Origin of the sequence: Streptomyces sp. NPDC056361, assembly GCF_042262805.1 — a bacterium.
Taxonomy (GTDB): domain Bacteria; phylum Actinomycetota; class Actinomycetes; order Streptomycetales; family Streptomycetaceae; genus Streptomyces.
The window spans coordinates 17,429-41,320 of record NZ_JBHJQI010000055.1; the positions used below are offsets into that span (position 1 = coordinate 17,429).

The window sequence follows — 23,892 nt, forward strand, 5'->3', positions numbered from 1 at the left end:
TGACGGGCGAGGCCTGATCGGACCCCCCTGACGGCGAAGACCCGCGCCGGGTCGTTCGCCGCGGGTGACGGGTCGGTCATCCCTGTCCGGCGAGCGCCGCCTGTGCCGCCGTGATCTCCGCGTGCACCTCGGGGCTGTTCTGCTGCAGATGGCGCAGGATGCTGCTCACCTGGGTGCCGACGTTCACGAACGCCGTGTTCTTGCCCTGGAAGCTGACGTCCTCGACCCGGCGGGCGCCGCGGTGCAGCGCGACCACGGTCCAGTCGTCGGTGAGGACGGGGGAGCCCGAGGAACCGGCGCGGGTGTCGGTGAAGTAGCGCAGGTCCCGGTCGTCCGCTTCGTAGACGAGGTTGTTGCGCAGGGCGATGCGTTTGGGCGCGCCGCCCGGGTGCTGGATGACGTTGACCGCCACCGGCTGGTCCTTGGCCACCTTCAGGGGATCGGTGGCCACCCGCAGGACGGTCTCGGGAGAGGCCCGGCCGTCCGCCAGCCGCAGGATCGCGTAGTCGAGCGCCTCGTCCGAGGCGAGCAGGGCCCCGCCGGACACCTCCTCGGCCCCGGATTCGTCGTCCAGGTAGTCGAAGCGGCACGTGGAGTTCTGTGCCTGCAGCTGCAGGTCGGCGGGGTCCACCACGATCCGCTCCGGGCCGGTGCGGGACCGGGCGGTCACCACGTGGTGGTTGGTGACGAGCAGTCCCGGGGCGATCAGCCAGCCGGTGCCCGCGTGTGGATAGGCCTGGGGTTGCGGGGTGCCTCCCTGGTACGGGGGGACCTTGATCCGGGCCACGGCGCGGCCGGCCGCCGCGCCGCCCTGCATGAAGAGGAACGGAACCGTGTCGTCCCGGAAGATGATCTCCTCCTTGGTCTCTCCGGTGAAGACCACGGGGACGACATCCGGCTCACCCGTCGCCTTTCGGATCACCATGTCCAGGGCGTGGTCGAAGACGGCGAGCGCGGTCGCCGCCTGGGTCAGCCTGCGGGCGTTCTCCAGCCACTGCTGCAGGGGGACGCTGGTGTCGATCAGCCGTTCCACCTGGTTCATCGCGCTCAGGTCGGAGAGCATCTGCTGGTAGGGGCCGGTGGCACCGGGCAGAAAGTTCTTGTACTGCGGCGTGATGCCGATGAAGAGTAGCCGCCGCTGTTCGGCCAGATCGGCCTCCATGGCGGCGTCCGCGATCTCGAAGATCTGTTCGGTCGGCAGATACGGTGTCGCGGTCATGGATGATCAGGCCGCTTGCGGGCCGTTCCCTTCGAGAGGTGGAGGGCACGTCGGCCCGGTGTCCGGTCCGGCGCCACCGCCCGGGGTCTCGACGGGACGGACGGGGCGTCTCTCCGCCGGTTCGGGCACGGGCGTCTTCGCGCCCATCGCGGCGGCCACCCCGGAGAGCAGCTCCCCGCTCTGGTCCTTGAGCCGCAGCAGCCGCCGGGCCAGCTGGTCGAGGGTGCCGTGCCGCTGGGCCTCGCGCAGGATTCCGGCCGTCACGGTGGGCGGCGCATCCGCCGGCGGCGTGGCAGCCGCCTCCCCGGGTTCCGGCGGACCGGCCGCGCTCTCCAGGATCGTCCGCAAGGGCTGGTGCAGCTGCGGCTGGCCGTCGGCCGCTCGCCGGATGGCCTCGGCGAGGGTGTCGGGTACGTCGTCCTCGGACGTGGGCAGACCCACCACCTCCAGGGTGTGCTCCAGTGCCTTCGGGTCCTGCTTGTACACCTGGGCGGCGGCCAGGCGAACGAGCGTGGAGTTCCGGTTCAGCTGTTCGGCGGGCATGGAACGCAGCTGCCGGGCCAGCTTCGCGCCGGCCTCCGTGTTCTCCTCGGGCGATGCGGCGGTGAGCCTGGCACGGGCGAGCAGCGCGCCCATCGCCTCGACATCGCGGCCGGTCCGGGTGGCCACGTCCTCGGCCTCCTCAAGGGCGAACTCGGCCTCGTGGACGTCGCCCTCCTCCGCGGCCAGACGTGCGGCCAGCGGCAGCAGCTCCAACTGCAGCTCGGGCTGGCTTCCGTCCTCGGCCCGGTCCACGGCGGCCTCCGCCTCGGCGCGGGCCTCCTTACGGCGCCCTTGCCGGGCAAGGGTCTCCACCAGCAGTGGGTGCAGCCGGCTGCCCGGCGTCCACGGACGACGCTCGGACAGCCGGACCGCGGCGGCGTCGACGAAGCCCTGGGCCAGCAGGTCCTCGACCTCGCGGGCCGCGAGCTTCTCCCAGTCCTCCTGATCGGCCTCGGCCAGATCCGCCTCCGGGATGTGCCCGCCCAGGCGCGCGGCGAGGAAGGCGGCCGCCCGGGGCGCCATGTCCTTGCTCGCCCCGGTCAGGAACCGTTCGACTCCGGGCAGCCAGCGCTGCTCGACCTCCCGCGGGCTCTCGCCGCGTCGCAGCCGGTGGTAGATCTCCTCGGCGCGGGCCTCCAGCCCCACAAGCTGCCGGTAGTACGTCACCGCACACCGGTCGACCGCCTTCATCAGCTGGATCTCGTTCCGGTCGGCGAGGCGCAGCATGATGGCGCGCAGGTCCGCGCGGTGGCGGACGGCCCCCGGCCCGGCCGGCTCCACGAGGTCGAGCCGGGACAGCAGGCGGAACAGGTGGCGAGCCTGCTCCGGGCCCGCGACCTCGATCCCGCAGGCCTCGGCGAGCACGCCCTGGACCAGCTCCGGGGTGATGGTCCGCAGGGCCAGCGCCGCCTCGGCCAGCCGGCGCACCTCGTCGTCGACGACGTGGCGCAGGATGCGGTCGTACAGGATTCCCTGGACCAGCATCTGGTCGACCGCGCGGTGGAGGCCGCGGCGCCGGTCGGGGAGGTCCTCGATCAGCCCGCCGATCGCCCCGGCTTCGTCGCCCGCGAGCACGGCGGCCCGCGCGGCCAGCTTCAGGCTGAGCGGATGGCCGCCCACCCGCTCCACGAGAGCCCGGGCCACGGTCTCGTCCTCGACCCCGTTGAAGACGAGGAGCTCCACGGCCGCCTCCGGCTCCAGCTCGCGCAGCTCCATGGTCCTCAGCTCGGCCAGGCGGCCCGGGTGCGGGACCGCCGCACTCCCGGAGACGATGAACCGCAGCCGCGGGTACACCTCCTGCAGCGCGGCCCAGACGGCCCACATCCGGCCGACCATCGGGGAACCGCGGTACTGGGCCTCCTCGAAGGAGTCCACCGAGATCACCAGCGGTGGGCCGGGTTCGCCCGCGGGGACGGCCGCCGCCTCGGCGACCAGGGCGGCGACCCGCCGTACGAGTTCCGTCTCCCGGGCACTCGACTGCGCGTGGAACTCGGCGGACGAGGACCGTCCGAGGGTCGAGCGGGTGGCGGACAGCCCGTACAGCTCCTGCATCTCTTCCTCCTCCTCGCGCAGGGCACCGACCGTCTCCTCGCACTCCCGGGCGAGCGCGTCGAAGGCGTCCCGGAACTGCGGGAACTGGATGCCGAACTGCCGGGCGATCTCCGCGATCAGGGTGGCCGGCTCGCTGATGGAGATGGTCGGGCGGTCGAAGTCGACGTACGCGAAGGGGAAACCGGGCCGGTGGTCGCGCAGGCTGTCCAACAGGAACTTCGCGAGCAGGGTGCTCTTGCCGATGCCGGCGGGGCCGTGGACCAGCAGCGGGGGCTCCTGGGCCGGGGCGCGTGCGTGGACGACGTCCCGCGGTGCGGTGGGCCCCTCCGGCCTCGCGGGCGGCCTTCCGGCCGCCACCGGTCCGTCCGGTTCCACCCGGCCCGGATCCACCGGCCCGCGGTGCGGTTCCTCGACGGGTAGTCCGACGTAGGCGCGCAGCTCGTTCAGTTCCGCGGTCCGCCCGTGGACGGGGTCGCGGAGAAGCCGCTCCAGGGGCTGGAGCAGCCGGGCCCGCTCCATCAGCCGCTGCACGTCATCGGGATCGGGGAGGCCGGTCGTTCCGGGCACCTGGGAGAGCCACAGCACGGCCTGCAGGGTGTCGGTGAGCTGGGTGGTGTTCTGGCCCTCCAGGGGCGGCGGGCTGCCCGCGAGGTAGGCGAGGGACCGGGCCTCCGTGTCGCGGCTGCCCGGCCGGGCAGCCGGCCCGGCCGGTGGTGGACTGAAGTGGTTTCGACGAAGCCGGAGTTCCCTTTCCGTCGTGCCCAGGACGAGGGCCTGTACGACGTCGGGGGAGAGGTTCGCGGCCAGTGCGCGGAGAGCGGCCTCGGGGCCTGAGAGCCCGCGCAGCGTTGCCTCGCGCACCTCGGGCTTGAGCACCCAGAGGGGATGCTCGCCCGTGCCGCCCCTCAGGCAGTCGTCGAACAGTTCCGGCTCGGCGTTCCCGCTGGGTGCGGTCTCGCCCGGCAGTAGCAGCCGTCCGGGGTCGAAGTGGGTCAGCAGACAGGCAGCCTCGCGATAGGCCTGTCGCAACTCCGATATGCGTGGGGTCTGTTGAGTTTGACCTGCCTGCAGTTCCGCGCGTAGCCGCGGGATGAACTCCTCGTCGGCGTCAACGGATTCATGGACACGCACGGCAGCCTCCGCCGCCGTGCAGATCCGCCGCATGTAACTGTCCTCCCCCGGGCCCTGGGCGGCCCGCAGGACCTCGGACACGACCGCGTCCACGAGCGCGGGCACACCCTCGAAGTCCGGGGACGGGCCGGGCGGGTCCGGGGACCCGGTGAACAACTCGTTGAAGAATCTCCGCAGATCCTTCTCCTCCAGCACCCGCGCGGTGTCCCAGCACTGGTAGTTGCGTATTTCGTGCGGGAGGTGGGGCATCGACGGGGAGTGGCCGAGCAGCACCAGACGGGGTGCGGACTCCGGGCGGGCATTGCCGTAGATGGCACGCGCGATCTTTCCGATGCAGTCCCAGACGTCGGAGTTCACGTCCAGCTGGTCGCATTCGTCGAAGACCAGCCAGAACCGCTCTTCCGAGGTGGTCGCCCAGCGCACCACGCTGTTCACGTCGTTCTGGAGCCTGGCCTGTGGATCGTTCAACTGTGTGGTGTTCAACGTCGCGAGCCCGGTGCGGTGGTCGCTCGTTTCCGGGGCGACCCAGGTGGCCAGCTGCTGGAGCACCTCGGCGGCCGTGGACGTTCGTGAGAGCACCACGCGCACCGGGGTGAATTCGCAGTGGCGCGAGAGGTGCCGGATGTAGGAAAAGGTGTACGAGCGTCCGCTGTTCGGTGCACCGTCGACCAGCAGCACCATCGTTCTCGGATCGTCGACGAGTCTCCGCGCGCTCTGGCGGAGTTCCGTGCGGTCCATGAAGACCTCGGCACCTCCTTCGAGGACGGTGCTGCGGTAGTGGCTGTCCTCGGAGCTGGTGTGCTCCAGGTCCTTCTGCAGGACGTCCCGGAACTCGATGGCCAGGGACGCGGTGTCAGCCAGCACGCCTACCTCGGTCTGGCGGATCAGGCCGTCGACCAGCCGGAACTGATGACGGACCTTCGGTTTCCCCCGGGTGATCGCTGTGACGACCCCGACCGCGTTCTCGCCCGATTTTCCTGTGAGCGAGACGGATTTGATGAATGCTTCATCAAATCCGATGGCGCGGAGGGCAGCGTGCGGGTCGATGTTGTCGAGGAGATACGACCCCACCCATTCGATGACGATGTCCCACTGGGGTTCGGTGAGCGGCATTCCGCACCTACCCGACCGCCCGTCGAGGGCGGGGAGAGGACCGGCTGACACATTTCATGGAATCACTCGGCCTGTTCCGTCGCAAGGCGGCTGAACAGGGCTCGAACCGGTCCCCTGCCGGACCGGCACCGGGCGCTGCTCCTCGCGCAGCACCTCGGTACGCCGGATGTGGTGGGGAAGTCCCCCGAAGGGGCCTGTGCCCGGGGCCGGGCGGCCTTCGATGCGGCCCGGCCCGCCCTCCGTCGGGCGCTCCGCGGGGTCGCGCGCGGACGTGGACGCGACCGTGGACGACCGCGGGCTCCGACGTCAGTTCCGCATCATGATGTCGTCGTAGCTCTCCAGACGGTGCCAGCGGTCGCCGGGGGCGCGGACCGGAGGCATCAGGTCCACGTCGGGGAGCGGGCCGAGGTCGAGGCCGGTCACCTCGGCGACGTCCGCCACCGGCACCTGGAAGGTGCGGAAGGCGCCCAGCGGCGGCGGGCCGGCCTTGGCCCCCGCCATGGCCTGCTCGCGGGCCCGGCTGAGGTCGGGGCTCTGGTCGAGGATGTACGCCGTGGACGCGAGGTTGCCGTCCTGCACGAAGGCCGCCACCTTCCAGAACCGCAGCGGTACCTGGATACCGCGGTAGGGCGGGTCGGAGTCGTGCAGCACCGGGCCGGTGAACACGCTCAGCTTCCGGTCGAACTTGGCCGCGTGGTCGAGGAGGAAGTTCTCCAGCCCCAGCCACAGCTTCTTGCCCTGGTTGAACGTGTTCTGCTGCGGGGCCGCGTTGGTGAAGTGGAAGGTGTCGGCGTTGGCCTTGTTGGCCTTGTCGACCGTGCCCCACACAGGGTCCAGCCGGCGTACCAGATGTCCCCTGTCCAGGTCGTTGTCGGCGTAGATCGCCTGCCCGGCCTGCTGGTTCGCCGGGATTCGCGGGTCGAGGTTCCAGTCGTCCTGCCGGTCCACGTTCTCCACCAGCTTCGCGCCGTCGATGCAGACGGCGGTGGAGGCCGCGAACCGGCGGTCGGGGCGGTGGACCACCGTGAAGTGGGTGTACGGCAGAACGACCGTCGGGACGCCGTTGGCGGGCACGGGCAAGGGCACGATCTCGCCGAGGAAGGCCTCGTCGTAGCCGGTGCGATCGTCCAGCGGACCGCGCGAACCCGCGGTCTCAGGTGAAGTGTTCATAGGATGGAAGTACCGCGCTGCGGCGATCACTCACGGTGTCGGCCGCCAAGCCACTCGAACAGAGGCTGTGCTCGGGGGAGCCCCTCAAGGCTGCCGGAGGGCGCCCGAACGGGGGGCGCAGGCGGACTCACGGTTCAGCCGGGGTCCGGCCACGGAACGCTTGAGGTGACTCCCCGTGACATCCGTGACCCGGCGCCCTGCGCCGCCGCGCCCAAGGAGACCCGTCATGCCCACTGGCCTGTCCATCCACATCGGACTCAACTCGGTCGACCCCGCCAAGTACGACGGCTGGGACGGCCAGCTGAACGCCTGCGAGAACGACGCGCGAGACATGGCGGCCATCGCCCGCGCCAACGGTTTCGGCGAGACGGTGATCCTGACCCCCGAAGGAACCGTCGAGAACATCACCACCGCCCTGCGCGACGCGGCCGGCCGGCTGACCGCGGGAGACATCCTGCTCTTCACGTACTCGGGCCACGGCGCCCAGGTGGACGACACCACCGGGGACGAACCGGACATGCTCGACGAGACCCTGGTGTTCTACGACCGCATGTTCCTCGACGACGAGCTCTACTCGGAGTTCCGCCGGATGCCCGAGGGGGTGCGCATCGTCGCGCTGCTCGATTGCTGCAACAGCGGCAGCGGTATCGAGTCCGTCCAGGGCCTGCTCACCCCGGAGGCGCTCGAATCGCAGTTCCAGACCAGGGACCCGGCCAAGGTGGAGGCCGCCTCCCGGCTGATGCCGGTCTTCAAGCAGCAGCAGGTCTTCGCCCGTGACCGGGAGTTCTACGCCGGGCTGCAGCGCGAGCTGAAGAACGCGCAGAACGGGGCGGGTGAGCCCGACGCCCTCCTCATCTCGGCCTGTCAGGACAATCAGCTCGCCTCGGACGGAGACGTCAACGGCCTGTTCACCGCGCGCCTGCTCAAGGTCTGGAACGACGGAGCGTTCGAGGGCGGCTACCGCTCCTTCCACCGCGCGATCCAGCGCCGCATGCCCGCCATCCAGAGCCCCAACTTCTACGTGACAGGGGAGCCGGCGGCGAGTTTCCTCGATCAGAAGCCCTTCACGGTCTGAGCGGGCGGAGACCCGGGACCGGCCCAGGTCGTCCGGCGCGAGGCCGTACCCAGTGAGCCCGAGACATCGAGGTCATGGGTACGGCAACGCCGCAGGGGATCCGGGTACGGCCTCGGTGTGACGGCTGTCTCATGCAACGCTCTTCACGGCGGTGAGGCACGGGACTCGAACGGGGACACGCCACGATCCGGATCACCGCTGACATCCGTGGTCACCCGCCCCCGGACCCGGTGGCAGACTGAAGGTCTGTGACGGATCAGGTGCCGACTGGCGTTAGCGTGGTGGGTGCCGACCACGGGGCCCGTACTGGTTCCGTGCTGGTTTCGGAGGTGGAGGAGCGGGAAAGTGCAGGTCGGAGCTTCGGGGCGGGTCGAGTGAAGCTTCTGCACACCTCGGACTGGCATCTCGGCCGGTCCTTCCACCGGGTCGGCCTCCTCGACGCACAGGCCGCCTTCCTCGACCACCTCGTGGCGACCGCCCGGACGCACGAGGTCGACGCCGTCCTCGTCGCCGGGGACGTGTACGACCGGGCCGTGCCCCCGCTGCCCGCCGTCGAGCTCTTCGACACCGCGCTGCACCGCCTCGCCGAGGCCGGCGTCCCCACCGTCATGATCTCCGGCAACCACGACTCCGCCCGCCGCCTCGGCGTCGGCGCCGGACTCATCGGGCGGGCCGGCATCCACCTCCGTACCGACCCGGCCGGCATCGGCACCCCCGTCGTCCTCTCCGACGGACACGGCGACGTCGCCGTCTACGGCCTGCCCTACCTCGAACCCGCCCTCGTGCGCGAACGGCTCGGCGCCGCCAAGGCCGGCCACGAGGCCGTGCTCGCGGCGGCCATGGACCGGGTCCGCGCCGACCTCGCGACCCGGCCCGCCGGCACCCGCTCGATCGTCCTCGCCCACGCCTTCGTCGCGGGCGGCGAGCCCAGCGACAGCGAGCGGGACATCACCGTCGGCGGCGTCGCCGCCGTACCCGCCGGGATCTTCGACGGCGTCGACTACGTCGCCCTCGGCCACCTCCACGGCAGCCAGACCCTCACCCCGCGCGTGCGGTACTCGGGCTCCCCCCTCGCGTACTCCTTCTCCGAGACCGACCACCGCAAGACGATGTGGCTGATCGACCTCGGCGCGGACGGGGCCGTCACCGACGCCGTACGCCTCGACTGCCCCGTCCCGCGCCCCCTCGCCCGGATCCGGGGGCGGCTCGACGACCTCCTCGCCGACCCCGCGCTCACGCCCCACGAACAGGCGTGGGTGGAGGCCACCCTCACCGACCCGGTACGGCCCGCCGAGCCCATGAACCGGCTCGCCGAACGGTTCCCGCACACCCTCCACCTCGTCTTCGACCCCGAGCGGACCGCCGACGACACCGGAGCCTCCTACGCCCAGCGGCTCCGGGACCGCAGCGACCAGCAGATCGCGGAGGACTTCGTGGCCCACGTGCGCGGCGGCGCCGCCCTCGACGGCGCGGAACGGACCGTCCTGTACGGCGCGTTCGACGACGTACGGATCGACACGGCCGAGCGGGAGGTCGGCCGATGAGGCTGCACCGCCTGGAGATCACCGCGTTCGGCCCGTTCGGCACCACGCAGGCCGTCGACTTCGACGCCCTCTCGTCGGCCGGTCTCTTCCTCCTCCACGGACCCACCGGCGCCGGCAAGACCTCCGTCCTCGACGCCGTCTGCTTCGCCCTGTACGGAAGCGTGCCCGGCGTCCGCCAGACCCCCGGCACCACCCTGCGCAGCGACCACGCCCCCGTCGGCACCTCCACCGAGGTCCTCCTCGAACTCACCGTGGGGGAGCGGCGCCTGGAGATCACCCGGCGCCCCGCCCAGCAGCGCCCCAAGAAGCGCGGCGGCGGCTTCACCACGGAGAAGGCCCAGACCTGGCTGCGCGAGTACGACTCCGCCACCGGGGAATGGGCCGGCCTCAGCCGGTCCCACCAGGAGATCGGCGAGGAGATCACCCAGCTCGTCGGCATGAGCCGCGAGCAGTTCTGCCAGGTCGTCCTCCTCCCGCAGGGCGACTTCGCGAAGTTCCTCCGCGCCGACGCCGAGGCCCGCGGCCGGCTCCTCGGGCGGCTCTTCGACACCCGCCGGTTCGCCGCCGTCGAGGAGCGGCTCGCCGACCTGCGGCGCACCGCGCTCCAGCAGGTGGAGGAGGGGGACGCGCGGCTGCTCACCCTCGCCCACCGCATGACACAGGCCGCGAGCGGCCTCGACGCGGCCCGCACCCCCGTCGAGGGGCGCCCCGGCGACCCCGGCCTCGCCGAAGCCGCGCTCGCCTGGGCCGCCGTCGCCCGCACCGAGGCCCGCGAGGCCCTCGACATCGCCGGCGTCCGCTTCGGCGCGGCCGAGACCGGCCAGGCCGCCGCGCGCGCCGCCCTCGACGCCGCACACGACCTCGCGGCCCGCCAGGCCCGGCACGCCGACGCGCTCCGGCGCCGCGAGCGGCTCACCGCCCACGCCCCCCAGTGCGAGGAGCACCAGGCCGCGCTCGACCGGAGCCTGAGGGCCGACCGGGTGGCACCCGCCCTCGGGCTGCGGCGGGACGCCGAGCGAGAGCACGCCACCGCGCACGCCGCCCGCGACCGCTCCCGCGCCCTGCTGCCCCCCGACCTCGCCGACGCCGGGGCCGAGCACCTCTCGGCCCGCGAGCACCGGCTGCGCGACGAGCTCGGCGGCCTCGAAGCGGCCCGCCGCGCCGAGCGCCGCGCCGCCGTGATCGCCGAGGAACGCGCCGGCCTGGCCCGGGAGGCCCGCGCCGACGAGGACGCCCTCCAGGACGCGGCGGGCTGGCTCGCCGGCTGGGAACCGCGCCGCGCCGCGCTCATCGAGCGCGTCGAGGCCGCGACGGACGCCGCCGCCCGCGCCGAACACCTCGCCGGCCGCCTCGAACCCGCCCGCCGGAGGCTCGCCGCGGCCCGCCGCAGGGACGCCCTCGCCGACTCCACCCGGACCGCCGAGGCGCGACTCGCGGACGCCCGCGAGCGCCGGAACACCGCCCACGAGACCTGGCTCGACGTCAAGTCCCGCCGCCTGGAGGGCATCGCCGCCGAACTGGCGGTCACCCTCGCCCCCGGCGACCCCTGCCAGGTCTGCGGCTCCACCGCGCACCCCGCCCCCGCCCGCACCACCGCCGGCCACGTCGACCGCGCCACGGAGGACGCCGCCTACGCGGTCTACACCGACGCCGAGGAGACCCGCACCACGGCCGAACGCGACCTGGCCGGCACCCGGGAGGCCTGGTCGGCGGCCCGCGCGGAAGTCCTGGCCGGACCCGACGGCACGCACCCGCCGGTCACCGGGGCCGTCTCCCCGCCCGCCCCCGGCGGCGCCGAGCCCACCGTCGGCGAACTCGCCCGCGAAGCCGAGGAGCTGACCCGGCTGCACGCCGAGGCGCACGCCCTGGCCGGGCGGATCCACGGAGCGCGGGAGGCCCTCGCGCGGGCCGAGCGGGAGTACGAGGAGCGGGCGGGCGCCCGGCGCGAGGCCGAGCGGCGGGTCGCCGCGCGGACCTCGCGGCGGGAGGCGCTGGACCGCGAGCAGTCCTCGCTCGACGAGGAACTCGCGCGCGGGCGCGGCGCGTTCGCCAGCGTGGCCGAACACGCCACCCGCCTGGAGCGGCGGATCGCCCTCCTGGTCGACGCCGCCGGCACCGTACGCACCGCCGAACTCGCGGCGCAGCGGCTCAAGGAGGCCGACGACCGGCTCGCCGACGCGGCCTACCGCGCCGGGTTCACCACCCCGGAGGAGGCCGCGGCCGCACTGCTCGGCGAGAGCGAACGCCGCTCCCTCCAGCAGCGCGTGGACGCCTGGCGGGCCGAGGCCGCCGCCGTCGCCGACCGGCTCGCCGAGCCCGGCACCGCGGCCGCCGCCGCCCTCCCGCCGGCGGATCCCGGCGCGGCCGAAGCGGCCCACACGGCGGCGGAACGCGCCCTGCGCGAGGCCGCCTCCGCCCTGTCCGCCGCGCGGGAACGGGCCGACGGGCTGACCACGCTGTCCGGACGGGCCACGGCCGAGGTCCGCCGCCTGGGGCCGCTCCGCGAGGAGTACGACCGGGTGGCCCGGCTCGCGGCCCTCACCGCCGGCACCTCCGCCGAGAACGAGCGCCGGATGCGCCTGGAGTCGTACGTCCTGGCGGCCCGGCTCGAACAGGTCGCCGCCGCCGCGACCGCCCGCCTCCAGCGCATGTCCTCCGGCCGCTACACGCTCGTCCACTCCGACGCCCGCTCGGGCGGCAAGCGGGCCGGCCTCGGGCTGCACGTCGTGGACGCGTGGACCGGCAGCGAACGCGACACCGCCACGCTCTCCGGCGGCGAGACGTTCTTCGCCTCCCTCGCCCTCGCGCTCGGCCTCGCCGACGTCGTCACGGACGAGGCCGGCGGCGTCCGGCTCGACACTCTCTTCATCGACGAGGGCTTCGGCAGCCTCGACGAGCAGACCCTCGACGAGGTCCTCGACGTCCTCGACTCGCTGCGCGAACGCGACCGCAGCGTCGGCATCGTCAGCCACGTCGGCGACCTGCGGCGCCGGATCCCGGCACAGCTGGAGGTCGTCAAGGCGCGCCACGGCTCGGCGGTCAGGCTGCGCACCGGCGGCGAAGCCCTCAGCGGCTGATGGCGCGCCGGGGCAGCGGCGAGGAGTAGACGACGCTCGTCGTCACCGAGCCGAGCGTGGCGATCTTCCCGGAGATCTCCTCCAGGTGCCGCATGGAACGGGCGGCGACCTTCAGCACGAAGCAGTCGTCGCCGGTGACGTGGTGGGCCTCCAGGACCTCCGGCGTGGTGTCGAGGAGGTCGTGGAACGGCTTGTAGTTGCCGTGCGGGTAGCGCAGCCGTACGAACGCGAGGATGGGCAGGCCCAGCCGGTCCTGGTCGACGATGGCGGTGTATCCGGCGATCACTCCGGCCTCCTCCAGGCGCCGCACCCGCTCGGTCACCGCGGACGGCGACATCGACACGGCGCGGGCGAGTTCGGCGAAGCTGGCGCGGCCCTCTGACTGCAGTGCTTCGAGAATGCGCCAGTCGGTGGCGTCCGGCGTGTAATCGGTACTCATGGAGGAGACAGTGCAGGGGAATCCCCGGCCGATCAAGTGATCAGCCGGGGATTCTCACCATGCGGAGGCGCTGTCGCCGCCGGTCCTCGTCGCGGCCCCTCAGAGGCGGGACAGTTCGTCGACGAGGTCGTCGAGCCCCAGCGGGCCCTGCGACAGGGCGGCCATGTGCCAGGCCTTCGCGTCGAACGCGTCGCCGTGCGCCGCCCGCGCGTTGGCGCGGCCGAGCAGCCAGGCGCGCTCGCCCAGCTTGTAGCCGATCGCCTGGCCGGGCATCGAGAGGTAGCGGGTCATCTCGCTCTCCACGAAGGCCGGCGGACGGCTGCTGTGCAGCTGGAAGAACTCCTGGGCGAGCTCGGGGGTCCACGTCTCGCCGGGGTGGAACGGCGACTCTGCGGGGATCTCCAGGCCCAGGTGCATGCCGATGTCGACGATGACCCGGCAGGCGCGCATCATCTGGCCGTCCAGGTACCCGAGGCGGCGCTCCGCGTCGGGCAGGAAGCCGAGTTCGTCCATCAGGCGCTCCGCGTACAGCGCCCAGCCCTCCGCGTTGGCGCTGACCTTGCCGAGGGTCGCCTGGTACCGGGACAGCCGGTCGGCCACGTGCGCCCACTGCGCGATCTGGAGGTGATGGCCGGGCACGCCCTCGTGGTACCAGGTCGACACCAGGTCGTACACCGGGAAGCGGGTGGTGCCGTCGACCGGCAGCCAGGTGCGGCCGGGGCGGGAGAAGTCCTCGGACGGACCGGTGTAGTACGGCGCGGCGGCGCCGCCCGGCGGGGCGATCCGGGACTCCACCCGGCGCACCCGGTCGGCGAGTTCGAAGTGGGTGCCGTCCAGCGCCTCGATGGCCTCGTCCATCAGCTCCTGGAGCCAGACGCGGACCTCTTCCGTGCCCTCGATGTGCGTGCCGTGCTCGTCGAGGTGGGCGAGGGCCTCCCAGGGGCCCGCGCCGGGCAGGATCCGCTCGGCCTCGGTCCGCATCTCGGCGAGCAGCCGGTGGTACTCGGTCCAGCCGTACGCGTACGCCTGGTCGAGGTCCAGGTCGGTGCCGTTGAAGAAGCGCGTCCAGCGCTGGTAGCGCTCGCGGCCCACGGTGTCCGGCGCGCCGGCGACGGCGGGGGCGTACACGTCCCGCATCCAGTCCCGCAGCGCCCCCACGGCAGCGGTGGCCCCCCGGCCGGCCTCCGCGAGCTCGGCGCGCAGCGCGCCGGGCAGCGTGTCGGGGCCGGAGGTGGCGAACTCCTCGAACCAGCCCGTGCCCCCGTTCGGACCGCCCGACCACTCGGTGAGCTGGTCGATGAAGGTGGCGGTGGGGCGGGGACCGCCGAAGAGCTTGCGCTCCAGGCCGAGTTCGAGCGCGGACCGGTACCCCTCCAGGGCGGCGGGGACCGCGCGCAGCCGGGTGGCGACCGCCGTCCAGTCCTGCTCGGTCTCGGTGGGCATCACCGTGAAGACGATGCGGACGCTGTGCGCGGGGGACCTCATGTTGCTGACCGCGCAGAGGCCCTCGTCGGCCTCGTGGACGGCGAGCTCCGCCGTCAGGCGCTCGCGCAGCAGGCGGGCGCACCGGCGCTCGGCGTCGTCGTCCGCACCCGGTACGCGCTCCGCCTCGTCGAGCCGGGCCAGGGTGCGGCGGGCGAGGTCGGCGACGGCGCGCTGTCCGGCGGGCGAGAAGTCCGGCAGCAGTCCGGCGCTCTCGGGGACGCCCAGGTACGTTCCGGTGATCGGGTCGAGGGCGATGAGTGCGTCGACATGGGCGTCGGCGACCTGGCGGGGCAGCGGGCTGCTGGAAGTCTCTGGCATGGGGGTCATCCTGATGCCTCCGGCATGCCCGCGTCACCCTCGTCCGACCTCAGTCGGCTGACAAGGAGGGGCTCGGTCCCGGCGGCAGGAGGGGTCCGCACTCCCACTGCTGGAAGATCAGCCGGGTCTCGACGCGGGCGACCTCGCGGCGCGAGGTGAACTCGTCGAGCACGAGTCGTTGCAGGTCGGCGGGGTCCGCCACGGCCACATGGACCAGATAGTCGTCCGGGCCGGTCAGGTGGAAGAGCGCCCGGGACTCCGGGAGGGCCCGGATCCGGTCGACGAACGGACCGATCAATTCCCGCCGGTGGGGGCGGACCTGGACGAGAAGCAGTGCTTCGAGCCCCCGGCCGAGTTTGGCCGGATCCAGTCGTAGCTGGTGTCCGAGGATCACGCCCGTGCGGCGCAGTCGGGCCACCCGGTCCAGGCAGGTCGAGGGCGCCACGCCGACTTCGGCGGCGAGTTCGCGGTAAGTGGTCCGTGCGTCGTTCTGCAGGAGGCGAAGTATGTGCAGATCGACCGCGTCCAGTACGACAGAATCGGCCATCTGCCGAACGTAGCACGCCGATTTTCCGCTACTTCCCGGTATCCGTTCACAGTGCCGCCATGGACGCCATGGACCGCGGACCCTCGGCCACCCCGAGGGCTCTTGCCACCGAAGCCGTGCACGCCGGCCGCGAGGACCTCGCCGGACTCGGGCTGCACGCCCCGCCGCTCGACCTGTCCACCACCTACCCCTCGTACGACGCCCGGGCCGAGGCCGCCCGGATCGACGAGTTCGCCACCACCGGCGCCCGCCTCGACGGGCCGCCGGTCTACGCCCGGCTCGACAACCCCACCGTCGCCCGCTTCGAGGAGGCCCTCGCCCGACTGGAGGGCGCCGAGGCCGCCGTCGCCTTCGCCAGCGGCATGGCGGCCCTCACCGCCGTCCTCCTCGCCCGGGCCACCCAGGGCCTGCGCCACGTGGTCGCGGTCCGCCCGCTCTACGGGTGCAGCGACCACCTCCTCGACACGGGCCTGCTCGGCACCGAGGTGACCTGGACCGACCCGGCGGGCGTCGCGGACGCGATCCGCCCCGACACCGGCCTCGTCATGGTCGAGACGCCCGCCAACCCGACCCTCGCCGAGGCGGACATCCGGGCCCTCGCCCACTCCTGCGGCTCCGTGCCGCTCCTGGTCGACAACACCTTCGCCACCCCGGTCCTCCAGCGGCCCGTCACCCAGGGCGCCCGCGTCGTGCTGCACAGCGCGACCAAGTACCTCGGCGGCCACGGGGACGTCATGGGCGGGATCGTGGCCTGCGACGAGGAGTTCGCCCGGACCCTCCGTCAGATCCGCTTCGCCACCGGCGGGGTGCTGCACCCGCTCGCCGGCTACCTGCTGCTGCGCGGCCTCTCGACGCTGCCGATACGGGTGAGGGCGGCATCCGCCTCGGCCGCGGAACTCGTCCGCCGGCTCGCCACCGACCCCCGCATCGCCCGCGTCCACTACCCGCGGATAGGCGGCGCGATGATCGCCTTCGAGGTGTACGGCGACCCCCACGACGTCATCGCCGGCGTCCGCCTCATCACCCCGGCGGTCAGCCTCGGCAGCGTCGACACCCTCATCCAGCACCCGGCCTCCATCAGCCACCGGATCGTGGCCGAGGGAGACCGGCGCTCGGCGGGCGTCAGTGACCGCCTGCTGCGGATGTCGGTCGGTCTCGAAGACGTCGAGGACCTGTGGCGCGACCTGACCCAGGCCCTCAGCGCTACGCCCGCCGCACTTCCCCGTGCCGCTGCTCCTGCGGGGGCCGGGCGGCCGGACGCGGGGCCGATGCCAGTCGGGCGGTGATCACCAGGGTGCCCTCCTCGATCTGGTAGTCGAGGGGGAGGTTCAGCGCCCGCATCGCGGCCACCATCCCCGTGTTGGAGGACTGCGTCACGGCGTACACGCTGGCGCAGCCGGCCTCCTCGGCCATCGCCACGAGCCGGCCGAGGAGCTCGGAGCCGATGCCGCGGCGCTGCCAGTCGTCCTCGACCATGAGCGCGACCTCCGTCTCGTCGCCGTCCCACAGCAGGTGGCCGAGGGCGACGAGGCGGCCGGAGGTCGTCTGCACGGCGAGGGTGCGCCCGAAGCGGGGGCTGAGCAGGTGGTCCAGGTACCGGTCGGCGTCGCCGACCGGGCCGTGGTAGCGCAGGCCGAGGGTGCGCGTCGAGCAGCGGTCGTGCATGGCGCGCGCGGCGGGCAGGTCGCGCTGGTCGGCGCGGCGGACGGTGATCTCGTTGCCCTCGGGCAGCGTCAGCACGTCCTGGCTGCGCGGGACGCGCGGACCGAGCCGCGCGTCGAGTTCGACGAGGGCGCGGGCGCGGGCGAACTCGGTCGGCGTGAAGGGGAGGTAGGGCCGCTCGACGATGATCGACCCGCCGTGCGGGTCGCGCAGCCGCATCACGGTCTCCTCCAGGACCCCTTCCACCGGTGCCTGTTCGCCGATGGGCCGGCCGGTCAGCGAGACGGCGGGTACGGAGTGGAGCGTGCAGCGGCCCAGCAGCTGGCGCAGCGCGAGCGGCAGTTCGGCCGCGTCGAGAGCGGTACGGGTCGCCAGGCCGAGGACCCGGGTGGGCGTGTCCACCAGGTCGTGGGCGTCGGCCCGCTCCGTCCAGGTGTCACGGCCGCCGGCGGCCGAGGTCTCGCGGGCGAGGTCCTGGGCCGAGATTCCGGCGGGGGCGCGCAGCAGGAACTCGTCGACCGTGCCGTCGGCGAGCGGGTGGGTCTGGAGGGTGAGGATGTCCACGCCCAGGCCGGCGAGGACCGTGCACAGGGAGGCGAGGCTGCCCGGGGTGTCCGCGACGGTGGTCCGCATCCGCCACAGCACCGTCTCGGCGGGCGTCCGCGAACCCTCCGGTGCCTCGCCCTCGCCCGTCCCGTCCGTGCCGTCGCGGCGGCCGGCCGCCGGGGAGTCCGTGGAGTGCCCGCCGGTGACACCACCTGTGTCATCGGCGGGCGGGGCATGACTGGCATGGCCGTGCCGACGCGCCCACCAGGTGTGGAACGTGGCGGTGGCGGCCAGCGCGATCGCCGAGAACACCAGCAGGTAGGGGCCGTCGGGGCCCTTGACGATGGTCTTGGCGATCGTGTCGGCCACCACCACGGCGGTGAACAGCGCGGCCAGCTCGATCAGGTCGTGCCGCCAGTGGTGCGGGCGGCGGGTGCTCTTCGAGGACGTCACATCGGTCATGACTTCACTGTGACCCAGTGGTGTTGCGTGATCACGAACGCTTTGTGACTGACGGGTTAAGCGGCGATCTGGCGCCTTAAAGACCGATTCGGCCAGTTTCTGTCCGGGTCTGATCGGTCCGGTGGCGGAGCGCGCCAAGCAGCCGCTTCGCCTGGGTGGCCAGCTGCGTGGCACCACCCCGCGCCGCCGTCGCCTCCAGCCCCGACGGCACGCCGCCGGCCCCGCACCGCTCGACGCAGTCGGCCGCCACCGCGAGCAGCTCCCCGAGTCCCCGGACCGGCTTCTCCGCCGCCAGCGGCTCCGGCAGCGCAGCCGCGAGGACCGCCCACACCGTCCCGTACGCCCCGGTGGCCGCCGCCGTCCGGGCCGCGTCCGCCAGCCGGTTCGGCTTGACCGTGCCCTCGGCGACCAGCCACCCCAGCTCCGCACCCACCCCGGGGGCGTCCAGATCGCCCCGGGCCGCGAGCACGAGCAGCGCGTCCACCGCCCGCAGCCGGTCGTCCGCGTCCCCGGCGCCCAGGCCGACGGCCAGCGCGACGGCGACGGCGCGGCCGACCCGGCCCTCCGCCTCGGCCATCGCGGTCAGCGGCTCGGTCGTCTCCCGCGAACCGTTGACGGTACGCGCCAGCGACGGCAGCACACAGGCCGCGAGCACCTCGCGGTCGGCCGGCAGCACCGACCCCCAGTGCTCCAGCCCCTCGGTCCAGTGCGAGCAGCGACGCGGTGTCGCCTCCAGCGTGCCGCCCAGCCACCGGAAGGCCGGCGGGAACTCCTCCCGCAGCACCGCACGGTCGGCGATGTCGACGACCAGCCGGTCCGCGATCCCCCATCTCAACCGCGTCCGGTCCTCCTCGCGCCTGAGGAACCGCACGGTCGCCGCCACCGGCTCGTCCGTCCCCAGCCATGCGGCGAGGCGCCGCCCGGCGGCGGTGCCGAGCGCCTCGGCCTCCCGGGCGGCCCGCCCGGCCTCCGGTCCGGTCCGCAGGACCCTCAGCAGAGCCTGTGCCAGATCCGCCGGAGCGGGCTCCACGCCCGCGTCCCGATAGGCCCGCACCCGCTCCACGAGCACCAGCGGGTCGATGCCGCCGCCGTCCAGGGTCGGCGCGGCGAGCAGGAAGGGCAGCGCGTCCGTGCCGATCAGCGCGGCCGCCTCCCACAGCCGGGTCTCCGTGATCTCCGTCAGCGCCTGGTGGAGGCAGTCGGGCGTCTTGCTCCCGCGCGCCAGCCGCTCTTCGATCCAGCGGGGCTCCGCGATCCCGAGCAGACCCGCCAGCACCGCGTCCAGACCGTGGGCCCGGTGCGTGAAGTGATGGGGGTACCGCCACTCCTCGGTCGTGAACGCCTCCCGCACCGCCCGTGTCACCCCCTCCCGGTCCCGGTGCGCGTGCCGCACCAGCCCGTCGAAGGCCCGCTCGAACCGCACCGGATCGTCGGACACCCCCTTCGCGAGCAGCTCCTCCACCAGCGCCTCGACCGTCGCCGCCGGCGCCGCGACGAGCCGGGGCCCCGGTACGGGCGGCAGCACCTCCTCGTACGGAACCCGGCTCTCCGCCGCCAGCGCCTCCCCGAACAACGCGGCGGCGTCCTGCCGGTGCGAAGGACCCAGCAGACCGGCCTGATCGGCCAGTCCACTCCGCACGGAGGCGTCCACCGCGGACAGGTGCCGGCCCACCAGCTTCAGCGCCCGCCCCTGGAGCGCGGTGTCCTCGTGCCCGAACAGCTCCGCCACGGCGGGCAGCAGCGCGTCCGCCGCGGCCGCCTCCCGCGTCAGCACCTTCCCGACGAGGACCAGTTGCGCCTGCACCAGCTTCTTCTCGGTACGGAAGAGCACCGCACTCGTCATCTCCGCCAGCGCGGCGGTCGACAACGACCCGTCCACCGCCAGCCCCGCAAGGACCTCCTGCGCGTACCCCGCGACCGGCGACGGAGCGTCCGCCGCGATCCCGATCAGGTCCGCCGCCCGCTCGCGGAACTCGTCCGCGGTCGGCGCGACCAGTCGCAGCACCTCCAGCGGGAACCGCAGGTCGTGGAGGCGCCCGCCCCGCAGCAGCCGGGAGACGGTGGCGTCCATGACCTCGGTCCGATCGACCAGTCCCTCCCCGACGAGCGTCGCGACCGTCGTCGGCCAGTGCCGCGGGGAGTCGGCCTCGACCACCCAGGTCACCTGCTCGGGAGGCTCCGGCATCGTCAGCGCGTGGACCACCAGGAACGGCGTCTGCGGATCCGCCCGCAGCCGCTCCAGGAGCGGCGTGGAGCCGTCCGCCCGCCGCCAGTGGTAGCGGCTGCCGGGCGTCACCTCGCGGGCCCAGGCCCGGACGTACCCGTCGGACGCCGGCACGGGGCAGCCGGACCGCTCCACGAGACCGCGGATCAGCCCGTAGCCGTCCTCCGCCACGGCCGGCCGGGCCGCGAGCCGCACCGCGAGCTCGGCCAGCCACTCCGGATCCTGCGCGGCGACCACCTGGAGCACCAGGCCGCCGTCCTGCGAGCGCCACGCCAGCAGGTCACGCCCACCGAGCCAGGTCGCCGCCGCCGACACCCCCGGATGGCACCCGGCCCCCGCGACGTACAGCGCGCGCCGTACACCGGCCGCCTCCCTCTCGCGCCCGTCCCACCCCCGCACCTCGGTGCGCAGCGCCTTCAACCGCGCGAGCGCGACCTTCCGCTCGGCCGCTCCCAGCGGTTCCAGCAGCGCGGGCACCGCCTCGGCCCTGCCGGCCCGCACCGCCTCGACGAGCCCCTCGACGCCCACGGCCTGCCCGCCTTCCACGGCCTGTCCGCGTTCCACGGCCTTCCTGCTCTCCACGGTGTTGTCGCTCCCCTCGCTGCTCGCCGACCCCTCGGCCTGCCCCGTGTCCATGGTCTCCCCGTTCCCCAGTACAGCCGCTCCCGCTCCGCGGGCCTTCACCGCGCCGCTCCCGGCACCGCTCCCGGGTTCGTCCCGACGGCCGTCGTGCCGCGTCGGACCATCCGTACCGCGAGTGCGTGCTTGCACGGGCCGCGGCGCCCCTGGTGGTCGGCCCACCACCGGCACGTGCAGCTCAGCAGGCCTTCCGACTCCCGCACGCGGTACGTGCGTTCCCCCGAGGCGACCGTCGCCAGGGTGCCGTCGAGTGTCACCGCCCCCTCCGCCACCAGCCGTCGGGCGTCCACCAGGCGAGGGTTGTGCCGTTCGGCGCGGTCCGCGTCGTAGGGCAGCTCGCGGTGGAAGTAGGAGGCGTCCGCCACGTCGTACCCGACGCGTCCGGCGGTGCCGAGCCGGATCAGCGCCGCGCGCACCCGGTCGACAGGGAGCCCCGCCCGCGCCGTGAGGTCCGCCGGGTCGATCGTCGGCTCCCAGGACAGCAGCACCGCGACCAGCTCCGCGTCCTGTGCGGCCTCGTCCGTCGCCAGCGCCTCCAGGACCCCGCCCTCGCCGGAGAAGCCCCGCGCCGGGTCGGGCGACAGCGTCAGGGTGAGCCGCATGCCCGGCAGGGTCACCTCCCAGGCGCTCGCCGTGGCCGCTCCGTCCGGCACCGGCCCGTACACGCGCAGGCCCGTCGCGTACCGCAGGACGCGTTCCAGGGCGACGAGCCGCTCCGGCCCCGGCAGGCACACCGCGCCCGGCCCCGGCCGTGTCGTCGGGCGCAGGTGGCCGCCCGACGGCAGGATCCACAGCGGACCCCGTCCCCGTCCCTGAGCGCGGGGCAGCGAGCGGAGGAAGCGGACGGCCTCCGGCCCGGTCAGCCCGGCCCGCAGGTCGAAGCGGGCCGAGGCCACCTGGGCCTCGGCGAAGCCCCGCAGCCAGCGGTCCGGCAGCGGGACCTTCTTCTCCACGACCGCCCCCGCGAGGGTGGTCACCGCCAACTCGTCCGGGCCGACCCGCAGGTGCAGCGGCTCGTCACCCGCCATCCGCGACAGCGCCTCGCGCAGCGGGTCGTTGACGTCGACGTTGGTGGTGCCGTGGCCCGTCTCCGCGCCGCCGAGCCCCTCTTCGAGGACGTCCAGGCGCGCGTACACCCCGCCGCAGCCGGAGAAGGACTCGAACCGCAGCCGGTCCCCGTTCCCCGTCACCACCGGGTCCAGCGCCCCCGCCCGCGTCCGCTGGTGATAGCGGGCCGCGGCCACGTCGGCGACCGCGAGCAGCCCCCGGGCGGCGACCTGCGGCGCGGCCAGGAAGCCGGAGAAGAAGCGGGGGTGCGCCTCCGCCCCCCGGGGAGTGAGGCCCCCCGCCGTCTCCAGGCCGAGCCGCCGGCCGGAGCCCGAGGACTCCAGCGCGGAAGGGCGTGCGTAGGCGAGCGCCTGTACGGATCGCGTCATGGGAAAAACGGTAGGGCCCGGCACTGACAGTCACCCGTGCCGGGCCCTCCGTACGGCCCCGGCTACTGGCCCACGAGCCCCGGCCGCAGGGTCTTGGCGAACAGCACCGTGCCGCCCTCGGCCCGCAGGCGTACCGTCAGCTCGCCGCTGTGGCCGTCGATGTCGACCTCGCCGAAGTACTGCGGGCTCTCCATCGGCGACAGGTTCGCCCGCTGCGGCGCCCGCACGAACACCCGCTCGGGCCCGAAGGTGCCGTCCAGGGCGTTCGCGGGGAATCCGCCGGCGGCGAGCGGCCCGGACACGAACTCCCAGAAGGGGGCGAAGTCCTGGAACGCCGCGCGCTCCGGCGCGTAGTGCTGGGCCGAGGTGTAGTGCACGTCCGCCGTCAGCCACAGCGTGCCGGTGATGCGCCGGTGCTTCACGAACCGCAGCAGCTCCGCGATCTGCAGCTCGCGGCCCAGCGGCGCGCCCGGGTCGCCCTGCGCGACCGCCTCGAAGTTCGCCGCGCCGTCGGGCACCACCAGGCCGAGCGGCATGTCGGCGGCGAGCACCTTCCACACGGCGGTGGACGCGGCCAGCTCCCGCTTCAGCCAGGCCAGCTGCTCGGCGCCGAGGATGCCGGTGGTGTCGTCGGCCTGCCGGCCGGGGGAGTTGGCGTTCCGGTACGAGCGCATGTCGAGGACGAACACGTCGAGCAGCGGCCCGTACCGCACCACCCGGTGCATCCGCCGCTCGCGCCCGCCACCGCGCGCGTGGAGCGTGGACACCGGGGTGTACTCGCCGAAGGCGCGCAGGGCGCGCGCGGCGAGCACGTCGACGTCCTTCTCCGTGTAGCGCGCGTCGTCCAGGATCTGTCCCGGGTACCAGTTGTTGCGCACCTCGTGGTCGTCCCACTGCACCACCGACGGCACCTGCGCGTTGAAGGCCCGGACGTTGTGGTCGAGCAGGTTGTAGCGGAAGTTGCCCCGGTACTCGTCGAGCGTCTCGGCGACCTTCGACTTCTCCGGGGTGGTGACGTTCCGCCAGATCCGGCCGTCGGGCAGGGTCACGCTCGGCTGGATGACCCCGTCCGCGTAGATCGAGTCACCGCTGCACAGGAAGAAGTCCGGGTCGAGCCGGCGCATCTCCTCGTACGCGCGGAAGCCGCCGATGTCCGGGTTGATGCCCCAGCCCTGGCCCGCGATGTCCCCCGACCAGAGGAAGCGGACTCCGTCGCGCCGCCGGTCCGGCGCCGTACGGAACGTGCCGAGGACCGGCTCGGAGGTGCGGCGCGGATCGTCCGGGTCGGCGAGCGTGACCCGGTAGTGGACCCGTTCGCCGGCGGGCAGGCCCCGCAGGGCCGCGGTGCCGGTGAAGTCCGTGCCTGCGCCGATCAGCGGACCGTGGTGCCGCCGTACCCGCCGGAACGACTCGGTCGCCGAGGTCTCCACGACCATGCGCGCCGGCCGGTCCGACCGCACCCACACCAGACCCGAGGAGGCCGTGACGTCGCCCGTCTGCACGCCCCATCCGGCCCGGGGCCGGCCCGACAGCGCGAACGCTGGTGCCGCCAGGCCGGTGCCGCCGAGCGCGAGCGCGGCCGACGCGGCCAGCGAGCCCCGCAGCAGACCGCGGCGGTCGGGCGAGGGGGAACCGGTCACGGGATGGGACATGGGAGGGCCTCCGAGGTCGTTGCCGGGCGATCGTGGTGCGCCGCCCCATGCCTAACGGC

The 23,892-nt window shown here is 73.7% G+C and carries 14 protein-coding genes; 4 read left to right on the plus strand and 10 right to left on the minus strand.

The annotated features are described in order from the left end of the window. Positions 1 to 76: 76 nt before the first annotated feature. The 3 genes from ACFCY7_RS19560 to ACFCY7_RS19570 all read right to left on the minus strand — a co-directional run bounded on the left by ACFCY7_RS19560 (position 77) and on the right by ACFCY7_RS19570 (position 6,727). Positions 77 to 1,219: a trypsin-like peptidase domain-containing protein gene (locus ACFCY7_RS19560; RefSeq protein ID WP_376486688.1), complete on the minus strand. Its 1,143-nt coding sequence runs from the start codon at positions 1,217 to 1,219 to the stop codon at positions 77 to 79. A 6-nt stretch (positions 1,220 to 1,225) separates the two neighbouring features. Beyond that, positions 1,226 to 5,557, minus strand: coding sequence for an AAA family ATPase (locus ACFCY7_RS19565; RefSeq protein WP_376486691.1), 4,332 nt, complete (start codon positions 5,555 to 5,557; stop codon positions 1,226 to 1,228). A 306-nt stretch (positions 5,558 to 5,863) separates the two neighbouring features. Continuing rightward, positions 5,864 to 6,727: a DNA/RNA non-specific endonuclease gene (locus ACFCY7_RS19570; RefSeq protein WP_376486694.1), complete on the minus strand. Its 864-nt coding sequence runs from the start codon at positions 6,725 to 6,727 to the stop codon at positions 5,864 to 5,866. Positions 6,728 to 6,953: 226 nt separating this feature from the next. On the opposite strand from ACFCY7_RS19570, the gene ACFCY7_RS19575 reads away from it, so the two are divergent. From ACFCY7_RS19575 to ACFCY7_RS19585, 3 genes are all read left to right on the plus strand, one after another. Next, on the plus strand, positions 6,954 to 7,802 hold the full coding sequence (locus tag ACFCY7_RS19575; protein ID WP_376486697.1) for a caspase family protein: 849 nt from the start codon (positions 6,954 to 6,956) through the stop codon (positions 7,800 to 7,802). Positions 7,803 to 8,176: 374 nt separating this feature from the next. Further along, positions 8,177 to 9,346 (plus strand): exonuclease SbcCD subunit D, encoded by a 1,170-nt coding sequence (locus ACFCY7_RS19580; protein WP_376486699.1) that lies wholly within the window; start codon positions 8,177 to 8,179, stop codon positions 9,344 to 9,346. After that, a complete protein-coding gene (locus tag ACFCY7_RS19585) occupies positions 9,343 to 12,423 on the plus strand; it encodes an AAA family ATPase (protein WP_376486701.1) in 3,081 nt (1,026 codons plus the stop codon). Before ACFCY7_RS19580 ends, ACFCY7_RS19585 begins: the two co-directional genes overlap by 4 nt. On the opposite strand, the gene ACFCY7_RS19590 is transcribed toward ACFCY7_RS19585, so the two are convergent. From ACFCY7_RS19590 to ACFCY7_RS19600, 3 genes are all read right to left on the minus strand, one after another. Further along, positions 12,413 to 12,862 (minus strand): Lrp/AsnC family transcriptional regulator, encoded by a 450-nt coding sequence (locus ACFCY7_RS19590; protein ID WP_376486704.1) that lies wholly within the window; start codon positions 12,860 to 12,862, stop codon positions 12,413 to 12,415. The two genes, ACFCY7_RS19585 and ACFCY7_RS19590, sit on opposite strands and share 11 nt — an antisense overlap. A gap of 99 nt (positions 12,863 to 12,961) precedes the next feature. Beyond that, complete coding sequence (locus ACFCY7_RS19595) at positions 12,962 to 14,665, minus strand: DUF885 domain-containing protein (RefSeq protein WP_376486706.1); 1,704 nt, start codon at positions 14,663 to 14,665, stop codon at positions 12,962 to 12,964. Between the two features lie 49 nt (positions 14,666 to 14,714). Then, a complete protein-coding gene (locus ACFCY7_RS19600) occupies positions 14,715 to 15,212 on the minus strand; it encodes an Lrp/AsnC family transcriptional regulator (protein WP_376486709.1) in 498 nt (165 codons plus the stop codon). A gap of 59 nt (positions 15,213 to 15,271) precedes the next feature. Here ACFCY7_RS19600 and ACFCY7_RS19605 point away from each other — a divergent pair, with 59 nt between their 5' ends. Continuing rightward, positions 15,272 to 16,498, plus strand: a complete 1,227-nt coding sequence (locus tag ACFCY7_RS19605; RefSeq protein ID WP_376486710.1) for a trans-sulfuration enzyme family protein — start codon at positions 15,272 to 15,274, stop codon at positions 16,496 to 16,498. Here the strand turns inward: ACFCY7_RS19605 and ACFCY7_RS19610 are convergent. The 4 genes from ACFCY7_RS19610 to ACFCY7_RS19625 all read right to left on the minus strand — a co-directional run bounded on the left by ACFCY7_RS19610 (position 16,416) and on the right by ACFCY7_RS19625 (position 23,833). Continuing rightward, positions 16,416 to 17,882 carry a GNAT family N-acetyltransferase gene (locus ACFCY7_RS19610; RefSeq protein ID WP_376486711.1) on the minus strand — a complete coding sequence of 489 codons (1,467 nt, stop codon included), beginning with the start codon at positions 17,880 to 17,882 and terminating at the stop codon, positions 16,416 to 16,418. The two genes, ACFCY7_RS19605 and ACFCY7_RS19610, sit on opposite strands and share 83 nt — an antisense overlap. Before the next feature lie 76 nt (positions 17,883 to 17,958). Continuing rightward, positions 17,959 to 20,742, minus strand: a complete 2,784-nt coding sequence (locus tag ACFCY7_RS19615; protein WP_376486714.1) for a DUF6493 family protein — start codon at positions 20,740 to 20,742, stop codon at positions 17,959 to 17,961. 44 nt (positions 20,743 to 20,786) lie between these two features. Next, entirely contained in the window at positions 20,787 to 22,181 is a 1,395-nt protein-coding gene (locus ACFCY7_RS19620) for an SWIM zinc finger family protein (RefSeq protein WP_376486717.1), read from the minus strand. Positions 22,182 to 22,243: 62 nt separating this feature from the next. Continuing rightward, positions 22,244 to 23,833 (minus strand): alkaline phosphatase D family protein, encoded by a 1,590-nt coding sequence (locus ACFCY7_RS19625; protein ID WP_376486719.1) that lies wholly within the window; start codon positions 23,831 to 23,833, stop codon positions 22,244 to 22,246. Between the last annotated feature and the right edge of the window lie 59 nt (positions 23,834 to 23,892).